At 61.7% G+C, this 18,781-nt stretch carries 21 protein-coding genes; 6 read left to right on the top strand and 15 right to left on the bottom strand.

The features are described 5' to 3' along the window. Positions 1-126 precede the first annotated feature (126 nt). Both AWT76_RS07925 and AWT76_RS07920 read left to right on the top strand, forming a co-directional pair. Positions 127-1,944 carry an extracellular solute-binding protein gene (locus AWT76_RS07925; protein ID WP_072247585.1) on the top strand — a complete coding sequence of 606 codons (1,818 nt, stop codon included), beginning with the start codon at positions 127-129 and terminating at the stop codon, positions 1,942-1,944. A 103-nt stretch (positions 1,945-2,047) separates the two neighbouring features. Continuing rightward, positions 2,048-2,488 (top strand): DsrE family protein, encoded by a 441-nt coding sequence (locus AWT76_RS07920; RefSeq protein ID WP_072245872.1) that lies wholly within the window; start codon positions 2,048-2,050, stop codon positions 2,486-2,488. A 176-nt stretch (positions 2,489-2,664) separates the two neighbouring features. Here the strand turns inward: AWT76_RS07920 and AWT76_RS07915 are convergent, their stop codons facing one another. From AWT76_RS07915 to serS, 4 genes are all read right to left on the bottom strand, one after another. Next, positions 2,665-3,150, bottom strand: a complete 486-nt coding sequence (locus AWT76_RS07915) for a transglycosylase SLT domain-containing protein (RefSeq protein ID WP_072245871.1) — start codon at positions 3,148-3,150, stop codon at positions 2,665-2,667. Beyond that, the gene (locus tag AWT76_RS07910; RefSeq protein ID WP_072245870.1) at positions 3,147-3,485 is read right to left on the bottom strand and encodes a TfoX/Sxy family protein; all 339 of its coding nucleotides are present in this window, start codon (positions 3,483-3,485) and stop codon (positions 3,147-3,149) included. Before AWT76_RS07910 ends, AWT76_RS07915 begins: the two co-directional genes overlap by 4 nt. Positions 3,486-3,522: 37 nt before the next feature. Further along, positions 3,523-3,675: a hypothetical protein gene (locus tag AWT76_RS16940; protein ID WP_176699366.1), complete on the bottom strand. Its 153-nt coding sequence runs from the start codon at positions 3,673-3,675 to the stop codon at positions 3,523-3,525. A gap of 117 nt (positions 3,676-3,792) precedes the next feature. Then, on the bottom strand, positions 3,793-5,082 hold the full coding sequence (gene serS / locus AWT76_RS07905; RefSeq protein ID WP_072245869.1) for a serine--tRNA ligase: 1,290 nt from the start codon (positions 5,080-5,082) through the stop codon (positions 3,793-3,795). Between the two features lie 148 nt (positions 5,083-5,230). Here serS and AWT76_RS07900 point away from each other — a divergent pair, with 148 nt between their 5' ends. After that, the gene (locus AWT76_RS07900; RefSeq protein WP_072245868.1) at positions 5,231-6,871 is read left to right on the top strand and encodes a Ppx/GppA family phosphatase; all 1,641 of its coding nucleotides are present in this window, start codon (positions 5,231-5,233) and stop codon (positions 6,869-6,871) included. Here AWT76_RS07900 and AWT76_RS07895 read toward each other — a convergent pair. The 3 genes from AWT76_RS07895 to AWT76_RS07885 are packed head-to-tail and all read right to left on the bottom strand — an operon-like array spanning position 6,793 to position 8,394. Further along, positions 6,793-7,143, bottom strand: a complete 351-nt coding sequence (locus tag AWT76_RS07895) for a hypothetical protein (protein ID WP_072245867.1) — start codon at positions 7,141-7,143, stop codon at positions 6,793-6,795. The genes AWT76_RS07900 and AWT76_RS07895 overlap by 79 nt on opposite strands. 32 nt (positions 7,144-7,175) lie before the next feature. Beyond that, on the bottom strand, positions 7,176-7,859 hold the full coding sequence (locus AWT76_RS07890; protein WP_072245866.1) for a molecular chaperone DjiA: 684 nt from the start codon (positions 7,857-7,859) through the stop codon (positions 7,176-7,178). A gap of 31 nt (positions 7,860-7,890) precedes the next feature. Beyond that, the gene (locus tag AWT76_RS07885) at positions 7,891-8,394 is read right to left on the bottom strand and encodes a GNAT family N-acetyltransferase (protein WP_072247584.1); all 504 of its coding nucleotides are present in this window, start codon (positions 8,392-8,394) and stop codon (positions 7,891-7,893) included. Between the two features lie 160 nt (positions 8,395-8,554). On the opposite strand from AWT76_RS07885, the gene AWT76_RS07880 reads away from it, so the two are divergent. Next, positions 8,555-8,950: a DoxX family protein gene (locus tag AWT76_RS07880; protein WP_072245865.1), complete on the top strand. Its 396-nt coding sequence runs from the start codon at positions 8,555-8,557 to the stop codon at positions 8,948-8,950. An 81-nt stretch (positions 8,951-9,031) separates the two neighbouring features. Here AWT76_RS07880 and scpA read toward each other — a convergent pair whose 3' ends face one another. Further along, on the bottom strand, positions 9,032-11,167 hold the full coding sequence (gene scpA / locus AWT76_RS07875; RefSeq protein ID WP_072245864.1) for a methylmalonyl-CoA mutase: 2,136 nt from the start codon (positions 11,165-11,167) through the stop codon (positions 9,032-9,034). Between the two features lie 105 nt (positions 11,168-11,272). Between scpA and AWT76_RS16475 the strand changes: the two genes are divergently transcribed. After that, the gene (locus tag AWT76_RS16475; protein WP_082700143.1) at positions 11,273-11,758 is read left to right on the top strand and encodes a DUF4174 domain-containing protein; all 486 of its coding nucleotides are present in this window, start codon (positions 11,273-11,275) and stop codon (positions 11,756-11,758) included. A gap of 109 nt (positions 11,759-11,867) precedes the next feature. On the opposite strand, the gene AWT76_RS07865 is transcribed toward AWT76_RS16475, so the two are convergent. The 7 genes from AWT76_RS07865 to AWT76_RS07840 all read right to left on the bottom strand — a co-directional run bounded on the left by AWT76_RS07865 (position 11,868) and on the right by AWT76_RS07840 (position 17,357). Continuing rightward, positions 11,868-12,245, bottom strand: coding sequence for a hypothetical protein (locus AWT76_RS07865; protein ID WP_072245863.1), 378 nt, complete (start codon positions 12,243-12,245; stop codon positions 11,868-11,870). Further along, on the bottom strand, positions 12,242-14,242 hold the full coding sequence (locus tag AWT76_RS07860) for an acetyl-CoA carboxylase biotin carboxylase subunit (RefSeq protein ID WP_072245862.1): 2,001 nt from the start codon (positions 14,240-14,242) through the stop codon (positions 12,242-12,244). Before AWT76_RS07860 ends, AWT76_RS07865 begins: the two co-directional genes overlap by 4 nt. A 40-nt stretch (positions 14,243-14,282) precedes the next feature. Then, positions 14,283-14,663, bottom strand: a complete 381-nt coding sequence (locus AWT76_RS07855; RefSeq protein ID WP_072245861.1) for a hypothetical protein — start codon at positions 14,661-14,663, stop codon at positions 14,283-14,285. Between the two features lie 81 nt (positions 14,664-14,744). Then, positions 14,745-14,870, bottom strand: coding sequence for a hypothetical protein (locus tag AWT76_RS17195; protein WP_281179091.1), 126 nt, complete (start codon positions 14,868-14,870; stop codon positions 14,745-14,747). A gap of 219 nt (positions 14,871-15,089) precedes the next feature. Further along, the gene (locus AWT76_RS16935; protein ID WP_176699365.1) at positions 15,090-15,236 is read right to left on the bottom strand and encodes a hypothetical protein; all 147 of its coding nucleotides are present in this window, start codon (positions 15,234-15,236) and stop codon (positions 15,090-15,092) included. Between the two features lie 189 nt (positions 15,237-15,425). Continuing rightward, on the bottom strand, positions 15,426-15,812 hold the full coding sequence (locus AWT76_RS07845) for a DUF6497 family protein (protein WP_072245859.1): 387 nt from the start codon (positions 15,810-15,812) through the stop codon (positions 15,426-15,428). A gap of 12 nt (positions 15,813-15,824) precedes the next feature. After that, positions 15,825-17,357, bottom strand: a complete 1,533-nt coding sequence (locus tag AWT76_RS07840) for an acyl-CoA carboxylase subunit beta (protein ID WP_072247582.1) — start codon at positions 17,355-17,357, stop codon at positions 15,825-15,827. 197 nt (positions 17,358-17,554) lie between these two features. Between AWT76_RS07840 and AWT76_RS07835 the strand changes: the two genes are divergently transcribed. Further along, a complete protein-coding gene (locus tag AWT76_RS07835; RefSeq protein WP_072245858.1) occupies positions 17,555-18,766 on the top strand; it encodes a multidrug effflux MFS transporter in 1,212 nt (403 codons plus the stop codon). Positions 18,767-18,781 lie beyond the last annotated feature (15 nt).

Genomic DNA, 18,781 nt, shown 5'->3' with positions numbered 1-18,781 from the left:
CTATCGAGCAGTAAGCAAGATATAACCTTTCCACCCGAAGGTTCCAAGCTAAAAGTTTGAAAAGCCATGGAACGCACTGTAGCGTCTGGCGAAACGCTGACCAGAAACGACCACGGAGTCACCGCCATGCAAACCCGATTCGGCCCTGTTTTTGCCGCGCTATCGCTGCTGACCTTTTCTGCGGTGGCACCTGTCGCCGCAGTGTCGCAGCCCACGCATGGCATAGCTATGTATGGCGAGCCAGCCCTGCCCCAAGATTTTGCGCATCTGCCCCATACCAACCCCGACGCGCCCAAGGGTGGACGCATCGTGCAGGGCGAGGTTGGCAGCTTCGATTCGCTCAACCCGCATATCCTGAAAGGCAACACGCCATGGCAGTTGCAGTATCTTGCCTATGAAGGGCTGATGGGCCGGTCATGGGATGAACCTTTCACGCTCTATGGGCTTCTGGCCGAATCGATAGAGGTGGACGAGGCGCGCTCTTGGGTGGAATTCACCCTGCGACCAGAGGCCCGATTCTCGGATGGCAGCCCGGTCACGGTAGAGGATGTGCTGTGGTCATTCGAAACTCTCGGCACCATCGGTCATCCGCGCTACCATGGCACTTGGGCGCGTGTCGCCAAGGCCGAAGCGGTGGGCGCGCGCACCGTGCGTTTCACATTCACCGCACCCGACCGCGAATTGCCCCTGATCTTGGGCCTGCGCCCGGTGCTGAAGAAGGCACAATGGGAGGGCGTGGATTTCGCCGAATCGGGCACCTCTGTAATTCCCATCGCGTCCGCCCCCTATGTCGTGGACCGGTTCGAAGCCGGGCGCTCTGTCGTGCTGAAACGCAACCCCGACTATTGGGGCCGCGATCTGCCCTTCATGCGCGGTCAGGCCAATCTGGATGAAATCCGCATGGAGTTTTTCGGCGATTCCACCGCCATGTTCGAGGCTTTCACCGCGGGGCTTTTGACCACCATGCGCGAAACCAGCGCCAATGCATGGAACACGCGCTACGATTTTCCCGCCGTGCAAGCGGGCGAGGTCGTGAAATCCGAAATCCCGCATCGCCGCCCATCGGGCATTACCGGCTTCGTGATGAACCAACGCAACCCGCTTTTCGCCGATTGGCGCGTGCGCGAGGCGATGATCCACGCCTTCAATTTCGAATATATCGCGCAGGTGGTGAATGACGGGCAAGAGCCGCGCATCACATCGTATTTCTCGAATTCCGAACTGGCCATGCAACCGGGTGCCGCCACCGGGCGCGAGGCAGAGTTCCTTGCCCCCTTTGCCGACAGCCTGACGCCCGGCACGCTTGAAGGCTACACGCTGCCCGCCTCGGACGGATCGGTCGCCAACCGCCGCAATATGCGCGCGGCCATGGCCCTTTTGGCCGATGCCGGCTGGCAGGTGGATGATGGGGGCGTGCTGCGCAATGCCGAAGGTGTGCCCTTCGAATTTACCATCCTGATTCGCCAGGGGGCTAGGAATATTCCTGCCATCACCGAAATCTATGCCGAGGCCCTGAACCGCCTTGGAATGCAGGTCACGATCACCCAGATCGACAGCGCGCAATATACCGAACGCACCAATGCGTTCGATTTCGACGTCACGCATTACACGCGCGGCTTGTCGCTTAGCCCCGGCGCGGAACAGCGGCTTTACTGGGGCTCTGACGCGGCCGAAACGCCCGGATCGCGTAACTGGATGGGGGTGCAAAGCCCCGCCATAGACGCGCTGATCGAACGGCTGCTGACCTCGACAGAGCGCGCCGATTTCGTCGCCGCCACCCGCGCGCTGGACCGCGTGCTGACCGCCGGGCGGCATGTCGTGCCCTTCTGGTTCACCGACCGGGCCCGCATCGCGCATGATGCCGCGCTGAAATACCCAGACACCCTGCCCGCCTATGGCGATTGGATCGGTTTTCAGCCCGATGTCTGGTGGTATGCGGAATAAATCGCAAACTGCGTCAGATCGTCATGTTTGAATTGTTGCATGGGTAAGGCACACCAAAGTCGAACCGAACTTACCGGTTTGACTTTTGGAAAGGAATTATCCCATGTCCACCACCCGTTCCCTGATCGCCGCCGCCGCCATTGGCCTTGCCACCGCAGGCGGCGCATTTGCCGATAGTGCCGAAAAGCTTGTCACCATTGTGACCAGCGACAACGCGCAAACCCAGCTTATGTCCATGGTGTTGACCGCCGCCGCCGTCGAGCAAGGCGCAGAAGCGCGCATCCTGCTTTGTGGCCCCGGCGGCGATATTGCCCTTGCCGATGCGCCCGAAAGCGCCACCGCGCCGCAGCCCCCGCGCGATGCATCGCCCCAAGGCCTGATGAAAATGCTCATGGGTCGCGGTGTCACGGTCGAAGTCTGCGCCATCTACCTGCCCGGCCTTGGCGCGGATCAATCCGTGCTGATGGAAGGCGTGGGCGTCGCAGCCCCCCCGGCCATGGGTGCGGCGATGATGGCCACAGACGCCAAAATCTGGTCTTTCTGACCCTTTCATCCTTGCACAAATATCCAGACGCGGGCGGGGGCATTACTATACCCTCGCCCGCGTCAAGTTTCTTTGTCGCATGTCTCAAACGCAAAACCGCGTACCACTTTTGCGCGACATGCTCTTGCGGGGTGAGCCAGCCCCTCGGGCTGGCGAGGTGGGCGCGAGCGCCCCCCTTATCTGGTCCGGCAATCGCGCCGCACTTCACGCGCGCGCAGCCCGGTTTCGACCAGCAGGCACCGATCCCGCGCCTCGTAATAATAGCCGCGCGCATACCACATGACCGCGTCGTCCAGATCGCCATCTGCGACCAGATACGCGCCTTTCAGGTAGCGGCCGGCATATTCCAGATTGACCTCGGCGCGCAGCAGGTCTTCGGGCGGCCCGTCATGGCCCATCTGGCGCGCGGTTTGCGGCAAGATCTGCATCAGCCCCCAATACGGCCCGTTCCGGGCATCGGCGCGGTAGTCGCTTTCGCGTTGGATGACCTTGTGCAACAGCGCTTCGGGTATCTCGTGGCGCGCGGCGTATCGCTGGACCAGCGCGCGCATCTGCGGGGTCTCTCCGGGGTAAAGCGGTGCGCTGGGCGCGCGCGTCGCCTCTGTCCCGCCACCGCAGCCCGCAATCAGGCCCGCCAAGCATAGTGCGACAAGCCGTCTCATGGCTGCATCCGATCCGCCGGGACAACCCCGATCCTGTTCAGCATGGCCTCAAACCCGTCCGGTTTTGCGCCGTGCCGGGCCTTCAACGCGTCGAAGCGCGCGCGCAGCGCGTCTTTCTCGGCGCCTTTGCAATCGTTCCATGGGCGGCCCTGCAAGGCCATCTCCAGCACGTAATAGGCAATGAAATGCGGTCGCACGCCATGGGCCAGCAATCGGGCATAGGCGGCATCCGTTCCAAGCGCGCGCAGGTCTTCCGCGCTAGTAACACCGGCGCGGGCGAACGCGGCCTCTATCGCGGGGCCAAGGTTGCGGATGCTGGAAATGGCGGTGCTCATAGCGCCAGACTAGCGCAGATGCGCAGGGCACGCCAAGTCAGATCAGCGCCCAGTCGGTTATGCGGGCTGGGCTTTGGGCGGCATTGCGCGGATGGCCGGGGCGGCTATCGGCGCTGAGCGCCGGGACCGGGCCGGGGCGGCGCGGGTCGCGCGGTGTGCGGATCTTGAATTGTTCCGGGTCGGGGCGCATGGCAATCACTCCTGAAAAGAGACATGCCCATGATTTCACCCTGCGAATGTGGCAGGTTTCGGGCGGTAAACAGGTTTTTAACCAATTAGAGCGCCCATTTTGCAAAAACCCCGTGCGTTAGGCCAGCGCGCCCTCGGGCGTGATCCGGGTCTTGCCACCAAGGTAGCGGTGCAGCGCTTCCGGCAACTCGACCCCGCCCTCTGCGGTTTGCCCGTTTTCCAGCACCGCGATCAGGCAGCGCCCGACCGCCACGCCCGACCCGTTCAGCGTGTGCAGGAATTCGGGCTTGCCGCCCTCGCGGCGGAACCGCGCATTCATGCGCCGGGCCTGAAAATCGCCGCAGGTCGATATGCTGGAAATCTCACGATAGGCATTCTGGCCCGGCAGCCAGACTTCGATGTCATGCGTCTTTTGCGCGCCGAACCCCATATCGCCGGTGCACAGCGCAATGGTGCGGTATGGCAAGCCCAAGCCTTCGAGCACCGCTTCGGCGCAGCGGGTCATGCGGGTATGCTCGGTCAGGCTATCCTCGGGCGCGGTGATCGACACCATCTCGACCTTCTCGAACTGGTGCTGGCGCAACATGCCGGTGGTGTCGCGCCCCGCACTGCCCGCTTCCGACCGAAAGCACAGCGTATGGGCGCAAAAGCGCAGCGGCAGAGTGGCGCCGTCCAGCACTTCGCCCGCGGCGAAATTGGTCAGCGTCACCTCGGATGTCGGGATCAGCCACCAGCCATTGGTGGTCTGGTAGCTGTCTTCGGCGAATTTGGGCAATTGCCCGGTGCCGAACATCGCGTCATCACGCACCAGAACCGGGCTGTTCACCTCTGTCAGCCCGTGTTGGTCCACATGCAGATCGGTCATGAACTGCGCGAGCGCGCGATGCAGGCGCGCGACCGCGCCCCGCAGCACCACAAAGCGCGAGCCCGACAGTTTGGCAGCCAAGGCGAAATCCATGTCGCGCGCGATGCCGGCAATCTCGAAATGCTCTTTCGGGGCAAAGTCGAATGCGCGCGGGGTGCCCCAGCGGTGCAGTTCCACATTATCCGCCTCATCCGCGCCATCGGGCACATCGGCCAAGGGCAGGTTGGGAATGGTCGCCAGCAGCGCGCTCAGTTCCGCATCCTTGGCGCGTGCCACATCATCCAGCCGCGCCTGTTCGGCCTTCTTTTCGGCCACCAAAGCGCGCAGGCGCTCAAATTCGGCGTCATCGCCCTTGGCCTTGGCCGCGCCAACCTGTTTGGACGCTGCGTTTTGCGCCGCTTTTTCGGTTTCGGCCTGCGCGATGGCCGCGCGGCGCGCCGCGTCAATCTCCAGCACCGCCGCAGACAATGGCGCCAGCCCGCGCCGGGAAAGCGCCGCATCAAACGCGTCAGGGGTTTCGCGGATCGCGCGGATATCGTGCATGGGGCCTCTCGAAACTGGCGAATCGTGTCGTGCCCGTTATGCCGCAAGGCAAAGCCGCATGGTAGGGGCGTCGTATCGGTGATTGACCGCGCCCTGCCCCAAACGCTACAACGCTCCCGCAATGACTGTCAGACAGGACATGCCCAGCATGGATGGCAATTCGCCCCCGCAGACAGACGGCAAGCGCACACATGGCGCGGGCCTGTTCGACGAACCCTTGTTCCAAGATTCCGGCGCGCGCGATCTGAAACAGGTCGGCGTGATCGATGTCGGCTCGAACTCTGTCCGGCTTGTGGTCTTTGACGGGGCGGCACGCAGCCCGGCTTATTTCTTCAACGAGAAGGTTCTGTGCGGGTTGGGGCGCGGCTTTGTCGAAAGCGGGCGGCTGAACCCCGATGGCCGCGACCGCGCCCGCGCCACGATCAAGCGGTTCGCTCTGCTGGCGCAGGGCATGCGCATGTCGAATCTGACCATGGTCGCCACCGCCGCCATGCGAGAGGCCGAGGACGGCGCCGAATTCCGCGCCCAGATAGAACATGATACCGGCCTGCGAATGCGCGTTATCGACGGGGCAGAAGAAGCGCGACTGTCGGCCCAAGGCGTGCTGACCGGCTGGCCCGACGCCAAGGGGCTGGTCTGCGATATTGGCGGGTCATCCATGGAACTTGCGGTGATCGGCGATGGCCGGGTCCATGCGACCGTCACCTCGCCTCTGGGACCGTTCCGTTTGCAACAGGTCAAGGGCGGCAAGAAGGGCCTTCGCAAGCATATCGACGCGATATTGCGCGACTTGCGCGACGAGGTTGGAAGCCACCATGACGCGCTTTATCTGGTCGGTGGGTCATGGCGCGCGATTGCGCGGCTGGATATGGAACGCCGTGGCTACCCGCTAAAGGTTTTGCACGAATACGAGATGTCGACCAAATCGGTGCGCAAGACGCTGGATTGGATCGAAGAGGAATCGGTCGCCGAATTGCGCGGGCGCACTGGCATTTCCAACGACCGTATGAGCCTTGTGCCGCTGGCAAGCCAGGTTTTGCGCCAATTGGTGCATGTGTTCGGCCCAAAGCGAATTTTCGTGTCCAGCTACGGCATCCGTGAAGGCATATTGTATGAACAGATGCCCCCGGCCCTGCGCGCCCGCGACCCGCTGATCGAAGCGTGCAGCTTTATGGAAAAGCAAAGCGCGCGCATCCCCGGTTTCGGCGCGCAGCTTTACGCGTTTTTGCGGCCCTTGTTCCGCTCGCGCGCCCCGGCGCGGCGGCGGCTGATCCGCGCCGCCTGCCTGCTGCATGACGTGAATTGGCGCGCCCATCCCGATTACCGGGCAGATGCCTGTTTCGACACGGCAACCCGCGCCAATTTGGGCAGCCTAGACCATGCGGGCCGCGTCTTCCTTGGGATCGCGCTGATGTATCGCTACAAAACCGGCGGTATGCGTCCGCGTATCCGCGAGGTGGCGGGGCTGCTGACCGAAGCAGAACTGGAAGATGCCAAGACCATCGGCCGCGCTTTGCGTTTTGGCGCGATGTTCACGATGGACCATCTAAGCCGTGCGGGCGAATTGCGCTATTTCCCCAAGAAAGCCGAGGTGGAACTGATTCTGTCGCGCCCCATGGCGGGGCTTTATACGGAAGTGGCCGAGCAACGCTTCCGGGCACTTGCCAGCCAGTTGCGCGCGACGGCCAAAGTGCGGATTGCGCGCACCAATCACAGCTCCAAAGGGTCAGACGGCGGGGCGTCTTCTTCTGGCGGTGCGTCTTCTTCTGGCGCGTCCTCGTCTGGCTGACGACGGCGGATCAAGATGTCGCCATTGGGCAGAACTTCGGGCGGGTGGTAAAGGGTCATGTCCCGCATCCGGTCCAGAAACGCGTCCAGCTCTGGTTCGATTTCCGTCAAGCCACGCTCGAATTCACGCAATTGCGGTTCGGCCTCTGCCATGAAATCGCGCAGCAGCCGCTCCATAAGCGCCAACAACCCGTCATCCGCAGGCGGATTGTCCTGCGCTTGGGCGGGCTGCGCAAAGCCTAGAGCAAGGATGATCGCCGCAAGTCTGAACATGGGGACAGCCTAGCACGCGCGGCCTGCCCGGCTCAAGCGGCGCGAGCGGCCTGAATATCATCCCAAGCGCGGTTTATGTCGCGCAACCGATGCTCTGCCAATTGCACCGCTTCGGCCGGAATACCGCGCGCGGCCAGCCGGTCGGGGTGGTTTTCGCGCACCGCCGCGCGATAGGCCGCCTTGATCTGCGCCATGGGCGCGTCAGGTGCGACATCCAGCACCTGATACGGATCTGGCGGCACATCCCCCACGATCCGCGCGCGCAAGCAGTTGAAACAGCGCCCGTCCAACCCAAAAATCCGCGCCACTTCGGACAGGAACGCCTCTTCCGCCGGGTGAAAGTTTCCATCGGCGCAGGCCACTTCGAACAGGCCTTCCAGCACATCGACCAACACGGGCGCACCCGGCGTGAACAGCGCGGCAATTTTCTGCGCATATTGGTCAAACCCGGCCACGTCCTGCCGCGCGAGGTTGAAGACGCGGGCGGCATTGGCCTCTTCCTCTGGCGGGATGGTGAAGACACGGCGAAAGGCCGCCACCTCTGTGCGGGTGACCTGCCCATCGGCCTTGGCCAGTTTCGCGCCCAACGCGATGACCGCGATGGTGAAGCCCACACTGCGTTGGGGCGGCGTGCGCAACCGCTCGAACACCGATGACAGCGATTCGCCCTTGCGCAGAGCTTTCAGGATTTCGGCAATTTTCGACCAGATCGACATGGGGCCAGACTACGCGAAACGCGCAGGCGCGTCACAGGGTTTTCTGCATCAGCACAAGGTCGTGGTACTGGCCGAATTTCCAGCCCACTTGCGGCATTGTGCCAACATGGACATAGCCAAGCGCGGCATGAAACCGCACCGACCCGTCATTGGACCCGGTGATCGCGGCCACCATAATGTGATGGCCTGCTGCGCGCGCGTGATCTTCAAGCGTGGTCATCAGCTTTGGTCCCAAGCCCTGCCCGCGCGCAGCCGGGGCAAGGTTGATCGTATGCTCCATGCAGCGCGCATAGCCCAAACCACCGCGAAACTGTGCGTAACTGGCAAAGCCCAGCAGCGCGCCCGCGCGCTCGGCCACGAAAAACGCCCCCGGCCCGGCTTGGCGGGTGGCGATCATCTCGGCAATCTCTGCCGGGTCACGCTCGACCGGGTTGAAGGTGACCACCGTGTCCCGGATGATCGGGTTCCAGAGCGCACTTATCGCGGGCGCATCGGCGGCGGTGGCGGGGCGAATCTGTGGGCGGGTTTCGGGCATGGCGACCTCTGCAACGGCAAGCGCGCCGATGTGCGCCATGGCCTGCCCGCCGTCAAGACCCTGCACAGATGCACAGCCCATGCGCAGGCTTGGGGAATGGCCGCACCCCCTGCCCCGGCCCTATGTCGGTGGCAGAGAAACACCGCGAAAGGAAAACGAAATGACGAATACGCAACTGCTTGTGGCCCGCGTCCTGATGGGGCTTTTGTTCGTAATGGCCGGGGTCGGCAAACTGGGCGACGTGGCTGGTTTTGCCGGTTACATGGCATCGGGCGGCGTGCCGGCCTTTCTGGCATGGCCGGTTGTGCTGTTTGAAATTATCGGCGGCCTGGCCCTGATCGCAGGCTTTCAGACCCGCATCGTGGCTTATGCGCTGGCTGCGTTCTGCGTGGTGTCGGGCTTGCTGTATCACTTCGATCTGGCCAACCAGATGCAGGTCACGCAACTGCTGAAAAACCTGGCTCTGGCCGGTGGTTACGCGGCGATTGCTGCTGCGGGCGCAGGCGCGTGGTCGGTCGATGCGAAGCTGGGCCAAGGCAGCCCGCGCACAGCCTGACCGCTGTCACAGCCAAGAAAAACGGCAGGCCATTTGGCCTGCCGCTTTGCGTTTCCACTGCCTGCGCGCCTGGCGCGGGGGTCAAGCGTGACCGCGCGCCTGGCGCACAAGGTCAAGGATCTTCTTCGCCGCTTCGGGAATATTCGTGCCGGGGCCGAAAATGGCCTTTACGCCCGCATCAAACAGGAACTGGTAATCCTGCTGCGGGATCACACCGCCACAGATAACCAGAATATCCTCTGCCCCGGCGGCTTTCAGTTCCTTGACCAATTCGGGTGCCAAGGTTTTATGGCCCGCCGCTTGTGATGAGATGCCGATGATATGCACGTCATTGTCCACGGCATCTTGCGCAGCTTCGGCAGGGGTCTGGAACAAGGGCCCGACATCCACGTCAAAGCCGATATCGGCAAAGGCGGTCGCAATCACCTTCGCGCCCCGGTCATGCCCGTCTTGGCCCATCTTGACCACCAGCATCCGCGGGCGGCGGCCTTCTTGCTCGGCAAAGCGTTCCACATCGGCCTGAATGGCCGCGAAGCCGTCGTCGCCCTCATAGGCCGCGCCATAGACCCCGGCGAGGGTTTTCACCTCTGCCCGGTGACGCCCGAACACTTTTTCCATCGCCATGCTGATTTCCCCTACAGAGGCGCGCGCGCGTGCAGCTTCAACCGCTGCTTCCAGAAGGTTACCGCCTTCGGTTGCGCGGCGGGTCAATTCGGTCAGTGCCGCCTCGCAGGCGGCCTGATCGCGGCTGGCGCGGATATGCTCCAGCCGCGCGATCTGTTTCTCGCGCACGGCGGCATTGTCGATATCACGAATGTCGATCGGGTCTTCTTTTTCTTTGCGATACTTGTTGACGCCGACGATCACCTCGTCACCCCGGTCGATATCGGCCTGCCGCTTGGCGGCGGTTTCCTCAATCCGCAGCTTGGGCATACCCGAGGCCACGGCCTTGGTCATGCCGCCAAGGTCTTCGACCTCTTCCATCAGCGCCCAAGCCGTTTCCGCCAGATCATGCGTCAGCTTTTCCACATAATAGCTGCCCGCCAACGGGTCGACGACCTTGGTGACGCCGGTTTCCTCTTGCAGCACAAGCTGCGTGTTGCGGGCAATGCGGGCGCTGAAATCGGTGGGCAGCGCAATCGCTTCGTCCAGCGCGTTGGTGTGCAGGCTTTGCGTGCCGCCCAGAACCGCCGACATCGCCTCATAGGCGGTGCGGATCACGTTATTGTACGGGTCTTGTTCCTGCAAGGACACGCCAGAGGTCTGGCAATGCGTGCGCAACATGCTGGATTTCGGGTTCTTGGGGTTGAATTCTTCCATCACCCGCGACCACAGCAGGCGCGCGGCGCGCAGCTTGGCGATTTCCATGAAGAAATTTGTGCCGATGGCAAAGAAGAAGGACAAGCGCCCCGCGAACGCATCCACATCCATGCCGCGTGCGATGGCGGTGCGGACATATTCGCGCCCATCGGCCAGCGTGAAGGCCAGTTCCTGCACAAGGTTCGCGCCCGCTTCCTGCATGTGGTAGCCGGAAATCGAGATCGAATTGAAGCGCGGCATCTCGGCCGACGTATATTCGATAATATCCGCAATGATCCGCATAGAGGGTTCGGGCGGGTAGATATAAGTGTTGCGGACCATGAATTCTTTCAGAATATCATTCTGAATGGTGCCCGATAGCGCGGTGCGCTCCACGCCTTGCTCTTCCCCGGTGACGATGAAATTCGCCAAAATCGGGATCACCGCGCCATTCATCGTCATCGACACGCTGACATGTTCCAGCGGAATACCGTCAAACAGGATTTTCATATCCTCGACGCTGTCGATGGCCACGCCCGCCTTGCCCACATCGCCCATCACGCGCGGATGGTCGCTGTCATAGCCGCGATGCGTGGCCAGATCGAATGCCACCGACACGCCTTGCTGCCCGGCGGCAAGGTTGCGACGGTAAAAGGCATTGCTTTCCTCTGCGGTGGAAAAACCCGCATATTGGCGAATGGTCCACGGGCGGCCCGCATACATTGTTGCCTTCACCCCGCGCGTATAGGGCGCGAAACCGGGTATATTGCCCAAATGCGGCAGGTCGGCCACATCCTCTGCGGTGTAAAGCGGCTGCACGGGAATGCCTTCGAGCGTATTCCATGTCAGGCTTTCCAGCGGTCGGCCCCGTAATTCTTTCGTGGCGAGTGCGGCCCAAGCGTCTTTTGCGTCGCTCATGGCTGGTCCTTTCTGTGTGATCTGTGCTGCCGTTGGGGAAAAACCCAAACGCTAGTGGTGTTTTCGGCAAGAGAACGCCTATATGACTGCCAAGCAGGAGGCGTCATGAAACCGTTTTTAACCCTTGTTTTCGCGGCTGTTTTCGCAGCATCCACCAGCACCGGGCAGAATGTGCCGTCAGATACGGAAACACCGCCCGACCCCGCCGCGCAAGCGGAGAACGCGTTGCAAATCCTTGACGCGCGCGAGATTGATGTGCGCGAATATGTCTGGAACCACCGGCTGGTCGTGGTCATGGCCGACACCGATGGCAACCCGCAATTCGACCTCCAGCTAGAGGCAATCCGCGAACGGGCCGACGAGTTCGTGAAGCGTGACGTCGTGGTCATTTTCGACGCCAACCCAGAGGACCGCAGCGCGCTGCGGCAAGTATTGCGCCCCAACGGTTTCATGACCGCGATCATCGACAAGGATGGCGAGGTGAAGGCGCGCCGCCCCTCTGTCCGCTCGGGGCGCGAATTGATGGCCGTGATCGACAAATTCCCACTGCGCCGCCAAGAGATGCTGGAACGCAACCCCGCCGGGCGCTGACCGGGTCTGACCAAGGGGCGGCAGCGCCACGGCTTTGGCGTCAGCGGGCTGGTGCCCCCATGCGGGGCAACGCCCGCATTCCCCCATGCGACTTTGCGGCCAGATGCGATCATGAATAATAGCCGTTTTTTTCCGCATATTGCGAGATCATCCACCAGCCGGGGCCGAACACGCCCGCCAGCCAGATAACCAATGCGGCGCTTGGGTTCAGCAGGTTGGCATGGGTGGCAAGCACCACAAGCGTGCCCAGCCCGAACACAAGCCCCCCACCGAAGGTCAGGAAATTGGTGCCCAGCCGAATACGGCTGAGCAGCGGAAACAGCCCGTGAAACACGGCCATCCCCCCCAAGGGCGGCAAAAGCAGCAGCACGAAATGCCCGTCGCGCAGACCTTCGGCAATACGGCTGAGGATGATATAGGCCAGCACCAAGGCCAAGGCGAAGCACAGCAGGTAGATCAGGAATAGGCGCAGCGGGCTGCGTTTCATCCCTCGAACTCCATGATGATTTCATCCACTGCAAGGCTGTCGCCTGCCGCCACATTGATCTTGGCAACCACGCCCTTGCGCTCGGCACGCAAGATGTTTTCCATCTTCATGGCTTCAATGGTCGCCAGCGCCTGACCCTCATAGACCTCTTGGCCTTCTTCCACGGCTATAGAGACGACCATCCCCGGCATCGGGCACAGCAGCAGTTTCGACGTGTCGGGCGGCATTTTTTCCGGCATCAGCGCCGCCAGTTCAGCCTGACGGGGCGAGAAGACGCGCAGTTTCAGATCGGCCCCGCGCAGGCGCAAGCGGTAGCCGCCGGGTTGGCGGGCAACCTTCATCACCAAGGGGGTGCCGTTGACGGTCAGCCGCGCCAGCGGTTGGCCGGGCAGCCAGTCAGAGGTGATCCGGTAATCGCTGCCATCCAAGGTAACGGTCGCGCCCTCGCGGTCGGCCTGAATGCTGGCCTGAAAGCTCTGCGCGCCAATGGTGACAACCCAATCGGTGCCCACAACGCGTTCGTGGTTGTCCATCCGCCCCGACACGCGGGCCCGGCGAATTTCGGCCACCCGGTTCATGGCGCAGGCGCAAGCCGCAACACGGGCCAGCAGATCGTCGGGCAAGGTCGCGCCCTCAAAACCGTCGGGGTATTCTTCGGCAATGAACGCGGTGGTGATATTGCCAGACGCAAAGCGCGGATGGTCCATCACCGCCGACAGAAACGGCAGGTTATGGCCGATTCCTTCAACCTCGAACTCATCCAGCGCCAGACGCATTTCTTCCACGGCAGCGTCCCGCGTGGGCGCCCAAGTGCACAGTTTGGCGATCATCGGGTCGTAATACATGCTGATCTCGCCGCCCTCATACACGCCGGTATCATTGCGCACGGCGCGGCTGGCCTCTGCCACTTCGGCGGGCGGGCGGTAGCGGGTCAGGCGCCCGATAGAGGGCAGGAAGTTGCGATACGGGTCTTCGGCATAAAGCCGCGATTCAATCGCCCAGCCGTTGATCTTCAGATCGGACTGGGTGAAAGGCAGCTTTTCGCCCGCTGCCACGCGGATCATCTGTTCGACCAGATCGACCCCGGTAATCAGCTCTGTCACAGGGTGTTCCACCTGCAAGCGCGTGTTCATTTCCAAGAAATAGAAATTGCGCGCGCCATCGACGATGAATTCCACCGTGCCAGCACTTGTGTAGCCCACGGCGGCGGCAAGGGCGCAAGCCTGTTCGCCCATGGCTTTGCGGGTGGCTTCGTCCAGAAACGGCGACGGCGCTTCCTCGATCACTTTCTGGTTGCGGCGCTGGATAGAGCATTCGCGCTCGTGCAGATAGACCGTGTTACCGTGGCTGTCGGCCAGAACCTGAATTTCAATATGGCGCGGTTGGGTGACGAATTTTTCAATGAAAATCCGGTCATCGCCAAAGCTGGAAGCCGCTTCATTCTTGGAAGACTGAAAGCCCTCGCGCGCCTCATCATCATTCCACGCAATGCGCATACCTTTGCCGCCGCCACCGGCGCTGGCTTTAATCATTACCGGATAGCCAATCTCACCAGAGATTTTCACCGCCTCGTCGGCATCCGCGATCAGGCCCATATAGCCTGGAACGGTGCTGACCCCCGCTTCCTGCGCCAGTTTCTTCGAGGTGATCTTGTCGCCCATCGCCTCGATCGCGCCAGCGGGCGGCCCGATGAAGGCAACGCCTTCTTTCGCCAAGGCTTCGGCAAATTTCATGTTCTCGGACAAGAACCCATAACCCGGATGCACCGCTTCCGCCCCGGATTGGCGAATTGCATCCATAATCTTGTCAATCACGATATAGGACTGGTTCGCGGGCGCGGGGCCGATATGGATCGCCTCATCCGCCATCTGCACATGCAGCGCGTGGCGGTCGGCATCAGAATAGACCGCAACGGTTGCAATTCCCATCTTTCGGGCGGTCTTGATGACACGGCAGGCAATTTCGCCCCGGTTGGCGATCAGGATCTTTTTGAACATGCGGTCCTCGTTGATTGAAACTGGGGGCGGGCCATGGGCGTTACTCTTCCCATGTGTCGAAGGCGAATTCGCTCGACCCGTCGAAAAGTTGCGGGAAACTGGCTTGGGCGGCGCGCATATCGACCTGCAACAGCGCGTCATAGCTGGCGGGGTCGAACGGCTCTTCGGCGGGCACGACTTCGCGTCCGAAAAGCCATGACAGCCGGCCAGCATCCAGATTGCCGCGTTCAAAAGGCTGGTCGCCAAAATGCGCGATCAACGCACCCAGAAACGCCTCATCGGCGCGGCGGTCTGGGGCGCGCCGGTCGGAAAAGCGTTTGCGCGCCGTGATCGGCGTAACCCCCTTGGGGTTGGCGCGACGAATGGTGAATTGGTAATCGGTGCTGGGAAGACGACCGGGAAAACCGCGATGCTTCAGCATGCTGCCCCCTTAAATGTTGCAGAGGACAGAACGGCCACCGGCGCTGACTGCGCCGGGGCCGGGGTTACGAGACGAACGGAATTACTTGGTCGAAACGGGTTCGACCACGACAGGCGCCGGAACCGGCTCGGGTGCGGAATGGTGCTTCGAGCAAGCGCCCAGAACGAGCGTGGCGCCAAACACGGCCAAGATTGCAGCTTTGGACATAGGCATCTCCTATCCTGAATAACGACCGGGACAGTCCCCCCCGGCACATGATGGTCGAGGGTGCGGCAGCAACCCCTCTCGGCAAGCCTAGTCGAGGATAAAGAGTTTGGCCACAGAAATTCCGGCCTGTGCGCAACAGGTTGCGCGCAAGCAAAACGCCGGGATGTGGCTGAAGCGAAGGTTGCCCCCCGCTTCAGGCCAAGTTCTGAAAACCGGGGATCAGTATTTCTTGGTTGCGACCGGCTCGACATAGACCGGGGCCGGGATCGGCTCGGCATAGACGGTTTCGGTGTGGCCCGAATGCTTTGCGCAAGCGCCCAGCGAAACGACAGCAACCAGGCCAGCGGCCATAACAAGTTTGGACATGAATTTCTCCTGCTCATGTGTGCATGGCGCGGTTTCTTGATGTGGCGCTGCCATGCCAGTTGTGTGACGGACCCGAACCCCGGACCCGACCGGCAGAAGATACCCCGAAAGCGATTCGCTGACCACGAAAATTCAGGGGCTACGGGCACTTGTGGCGCAACTGCATCATGTAACACTGGTTGGGGCATATCAGTGCAGGAACTCTGTTTCGTCCAGAGCACAGAGACCGTCGCGGATAACGAAAGACTCGAAATACTGGATCACGCTGGGATCACTCAGCCCGAATTGAACTTCCTTGTCCATCAGCGTGACCACGACATTCGTACCCTCTGGCACGCTGGCGGATGCGACATGTCGGGTGCAGATATCCTGCATATCGGTGAACAGGCGCTTTGGGTCGCGCTGATAGCCCGCCACATCCTGCGTCAACCCTTGGCCGATCATTCTGACCCGCTGGACCCCCTCCTCCACGATAAGGTCCAGCGGGATGGCGCTTGCCCCGGACGGCAGGCGCAACCATTGCTCGGGCGCGCCCGAGTCAGAGATGAAGGCAAGACAGGCCAAGGGAAGCAACATCGCGCGCGATCCTTACAGCGGAATATTGTCGTGCTTTTTCCACGGCATCTTATCGGCCTTGCCCCGCAAAGATGCAAACGCGCGTGCCACCCGCTTGCGTGTGGATTGCGGCATGATGACCTCGTCGATAAAGCCTTTTTCCGCGGCCACAAAGGGGTTTGCAAAGCGTTCTTCATACTCGGCAATATGCGCGGCGGTCTTTTCCGCATCGCCCAGTTCGGACCGATACAGGATTTCGACCGCCCCTTTTGCGCCCATCACGGCAATCTCTGCGGTGGGCCATGCGTAGTTGATGTCCGATTTCAAGTGCTTCGATGCCATCACCACATAGGCGCCGCCATAGGCCTTGCGGGTAATCACGGTCACTTTCGGCACCGTCGCTTCGCCATAGGCGTAAAGCAGCTTCGCGCCATGCTTGATGACGCCTGCATATTCCTGCCCTGTCCCCGGCAAGAAGCCCGGCACGTCAACCAGCGTCAGGATCGGAATTTCGAACGCATCGCAAAAGCGCACGAACCGCGCGCCCTTGCGGCTGGAATCGATATCCAGACAGCCCGCCAGAACCATTGGCTGATTGGCGACAACGCCCACAGTGCGCCCTTCCAGACGGATGAAACCGGTGATGATGTTCTTGGCGAATTCTTCCTGCAACTCGTAGAAATCACCTTCATCGGCGATCTTTAGGATCAACTCCTTCATATCGTAGGGCGTGTTGGGATTGTCGGGGATCAGCGTGTCAAGGCTGGGTTCCACGCGGCTGGGATCGTCGAAGAATGGCCGCACCGGCGGCTTCTCGCGGTTGTTCAGCGGCAAAAGGTCCACCAAGCGGCGCACTTCGATCAGGGCTTCGACATCGTTTTCGAACGCGGCATCGGCGACCGAGGATTTGCGCGTATGCGTCAGCGCGCCGCCCAATTCCTCGGCGGTCACATGTTCATTCGTCACGGTCTTGACCACGTCTGGCCCGGTGACGAACATGTAAGAGCTATCTTTCACCATGAAAATGAAATCGGTCATGGCGGGGCTATAGACCGCACCGCCCGCGCAAGGGCCCATGATAACGCTGATCTGCGGCACCACGCCCGACGCGGTGATATTTCGCTGGAACACATCGCCATAGGCCGCCAGCGATGCCACGCCTTCCTGAATGCGCGCGCCGCCCGAATCATTCAGGCCAATGACCGGCGCGCCATTCTGGATGGCCATATCCATGATCTTGCAGATTTTCGCGGCATGAGTTTCGGACACTGACCCGCCCATGACGGTAAAATCCTGACTGAACACATAGACCACGCGCCCGTTGATCGTGCCCCAACCGGTCACGACGCCGTCACCCATGGGGCGGCTGTCCTGCATCCCGAAATCGATGCAGCGATGCGCAACGAACATGTCGAATTCTTCGAAGCTGCCTTCGTCCAGCAACAGTTCGATGCGCTCGCGCGCGGTCAGCTTGCCCTTGGAATGCTGCGCCGCAATGCGCTTTTCGCCCCCGCCCATCCGGGCTTCCTCGCGATAGGCCTCTAGCTGTTGCAAGATATCCTTCATGCGCTCCCCCTCCATGGCGGCAGATCGGTTTGGCGCAACATACTTGCGCAAAACGGGGTTGAAAAGGACAGTTTTGATAATTTGCAAAACCATCTGCAAATTTAATCGCTAATTTGCAAAACACAGCCGAAGCACTGGCGCTTGAAACCAGCGCAAATCGCGCTTACTGAACATGTTCAACACCAAGCAGGTGATCCATGCCAAGCGCCCAATCGCGGTTTCTGGACCGCAGCACCCCTCCGCATGTGGCAACCCTTGTCGCGCAATCGGCCATTGCTGCACTGGCGATGAACGTGTTTTTGCCGTCCCTGCCCAGCATGGCCGCCTATTTCCAGACTGATTACGCGGTGGTGCAATTGTCCGTCTCGCTTTACTTGGCGGTCAATGCGGTCTTGCAGGTGTTTATCGGCGCGCTGTCGGACCGCTACGGGCGCCGCCCGGTCATGCTGGCGGCGCTTTGGGTCTTCGTGCTGGCCACGATTGGCACGCTGTTGGCCCCGAATGTGGTCGTGTTCCTGCTGTTTCGGATGCTGCAAGCCGCCGTTGTCACCGGGATTGTGCTGTCACGCACGGCCATACGCGATGTGCTGGGCGAAGGCGACGCAGCTTCGCGCATCGGCTATGTCACGATGGGCATGGCGGTGGTGCCAATGCTGGCCCCGGCCTTGGGCGGCTTGCTGGACGAAGCCTTCGGCTGGCGCGGCAGTTTCGGGCTGATGCTGATCGCAGGCATCGCGGTGCTGGCGCTAAGCTGGCGCGACATGGGCGAAACCCGCCAAGGCGGTGCAGGCACCTTCCGCGCCCAGTTCGCCGAGATGCCGGAACTGATGCGCTCGCGCCGCTTCTGGGGCTATTGCGCAACCTCGTCCTTCGCCTCTGGCGCGTTTTTCGCATATCTGGGCGGTGCGCCCTTTGTGGGGGCGCAAGTGTTCGGGATGGAACCGGCCATGCTGGGGCTGTTCTTCGGCGCCCCCGCTTTGGGCTATGCGGCGGGCAACTTTCTGTCGGGCCGCTTTGCCGCGCGCGTGGGCATCGACCGCATGATCCTGATCGGTGCCTGCATCAATTTCGGCGGCATGGCGCTGCTGTCGCTGCTCTATTTCGGGGGCTTGCAGAACCGTTTCGTGTTCTTCGGCTGTTTCATCTTCGTGGGTCTGGGCAATGGGATGATCCTGCCATCCGCCACATCCGGCATGATGTCGGTGCGCCCGCATCTGGCAGGCTCTGCCAGCGGCATTGGCGGGGCAATCATGATCGGCGCGGGGGCGGCGCTTTCGGCCTTGGCGGGTGTGTTGTTAACGCCCGGCAGCGGCGCAGAGCCATTGATCGCGATGCTGTTTGTCACCACTGGGCTGGCGGTGGGCAGCATCCTTTATGTCATGTCCCGCGCCCGCGCGATTGGGGCTTGACCTGCAGAGCGCGCT

This window comes from Roseibaca calidilacus, from assembly GCF_001517585.1.
Classification (GTDB): domain Bacteria; phylum Pseudomonadota; class Alphaproteobacteria; order Rhodobacterales; family Rhodobacteraceae; genus Roseinatronobacter; species Roseinatronobacter calidilacus.
The sequence above is the reverse complement of the archived record's forward strand: the minus strand, read 5'-3'. Positions and strand labels throughout refer to the sequence as shown.

Coding starts and splice junctions, on each gene's coding strand:
- AWT76_RS07835 (WP_072245858.1), top strand. CDS start 17,555: ATGCCAAGCGCCCAATCGCGGTTTCTGGACCGCAGCACCCCTCCGCAT.
- AWT76_RS07885 (WP_072247584.1), bottom strand. CDS start 8,394: ATGCCCGAAACCCGCCCACAGATTCGCCCCGCCACCGCCGCCGATGCG.
- AWT76_RS07880 (WP_072245865.1), top strand. CDS start 8,555: ATGACGAATACGCAACTGCTTGTGGCCCGCGTCCTGATGGGGCTTTTG.
- AWT76_RS07895 (WP_072245867.1), bottom strand. CDS start 7,143: ATGTTCAGACTTGCGGCGATCATCCTTGCTCTAGGCTTTGCGCAGCCC.
- AWT76_RS07890 (WP_072245866.1), bottom strand. CDS start 7,859: ATGTCGATCTGGTCGAAAATTGCCGAAATCCTGAAAGCTCTGCGCAAG.
- AWT76_RS07860 (WP_072245862.1), bottom strand. CDS start 14,242: ATGTTCAAAAAGATCCTGATCGCCAACCGGGGCGAAATTGCCTGCCGT.
- AWT76_RS07920 (WP_072245872.1), top strand. CDS start 2,048: ATGTCCACCACCCGTTCCCTGATCGCCGCCGCCGCCATTGGCCTTGCC.
- AWT76_RS07840 (WP_072247582.1), bottom strand. CDS start 17,357: ATGAAGGATATCTTGCAACAGCTAGAGGCCTATCGCGAGGAAGCCCGG.
- AWT76_RS07915 (WP_072245871.1), bottom strand. CDS start 3,150: ATGAGACGGCTTGTCGCACTATGCTTGGCGGGCCTGATTGCGGGCTGC.
- scpA (WP_072245864.1), bottom strand. CDS start 11,167: ATGAGCGACGCAAAAGACGCTTGGGCCGCACTCGCCACGAAAGAATTA.
- AWT76_RS07855 (WP_072245861.1), bottom strand. CDS start 14,663: ATGCTGAAGCATCGCGGTTTTCCCGGTCGTCTTCCCAGCACCGATTAC.
- AWT76_RS16940 (WP_176699366.1), bottom strand. CDS start 3,675: ATGCGCCCCGACCCGGAACAATTCAAGATCCGCACACCGCGCGACCCG.
- AWT76_RS07910 (WP_072245870.1), bottom strand. CDS start 3,485: ATGAGCACCGCCATTTCCAGCATCCGCAACCTTGGCCCCGCGATAGAG.
- AWT76_RS16475 (WP_082700143.1), top strand. CDS start 11,273: ATGAAACCGTTTTTAACCCTTGTTTTCGCGGCTGTTTTCGCAGCATCC.
- serS (WP_072245869.1), bottom strand. CDS start 5,082: ATGCACGATATCCGCGCGATCCGCGAAACCCCTGACGCGTTTGATGCG.
- AWT76_RS16935 (WP_176699365.1), bottom strand. CDS start 15,236: ATGTCCAAACTTGTTATGGCCGCTGGCCTGGTTGCTGTCGTTTCGCTG.
- AWT76_RS07865 (WP_072245863.1), bottom strand. CDS start 12,245: ATGAAACGCAGCCCGCTGCGCCTATTCCTGATCTACCTGCTGTGCTTC.
- AWT76_RS07845 (WP_072245859.1), bottom strand. CDS start 15,812: ATGTTGCTTCCCTTGGCCTGTCTTGCCTTCATCTCTGACTCGGGCGCG.
- AWT76_RS07900 (WP_072245868.1), top strand. CDS start 5,231: ATGGATGGCAATTCGCCCCCGCAGACAGACGGCAAGCGCACACATGGC.
- AWT76_RS07925 (WP_072247585.1), top strand. CDS start 127: ATGCAAACCCGATTCGGCCCTGTTTTTGCCGCGCTATCGCTGCTGACC.
- AWT76_RS17195 (WP_281179091.1), bottom strand. CDS start 14,870: ATGTCCAAAGCTGCAATCTTGGCCGTGTTTGGCGCCACGCTCGTTCTG.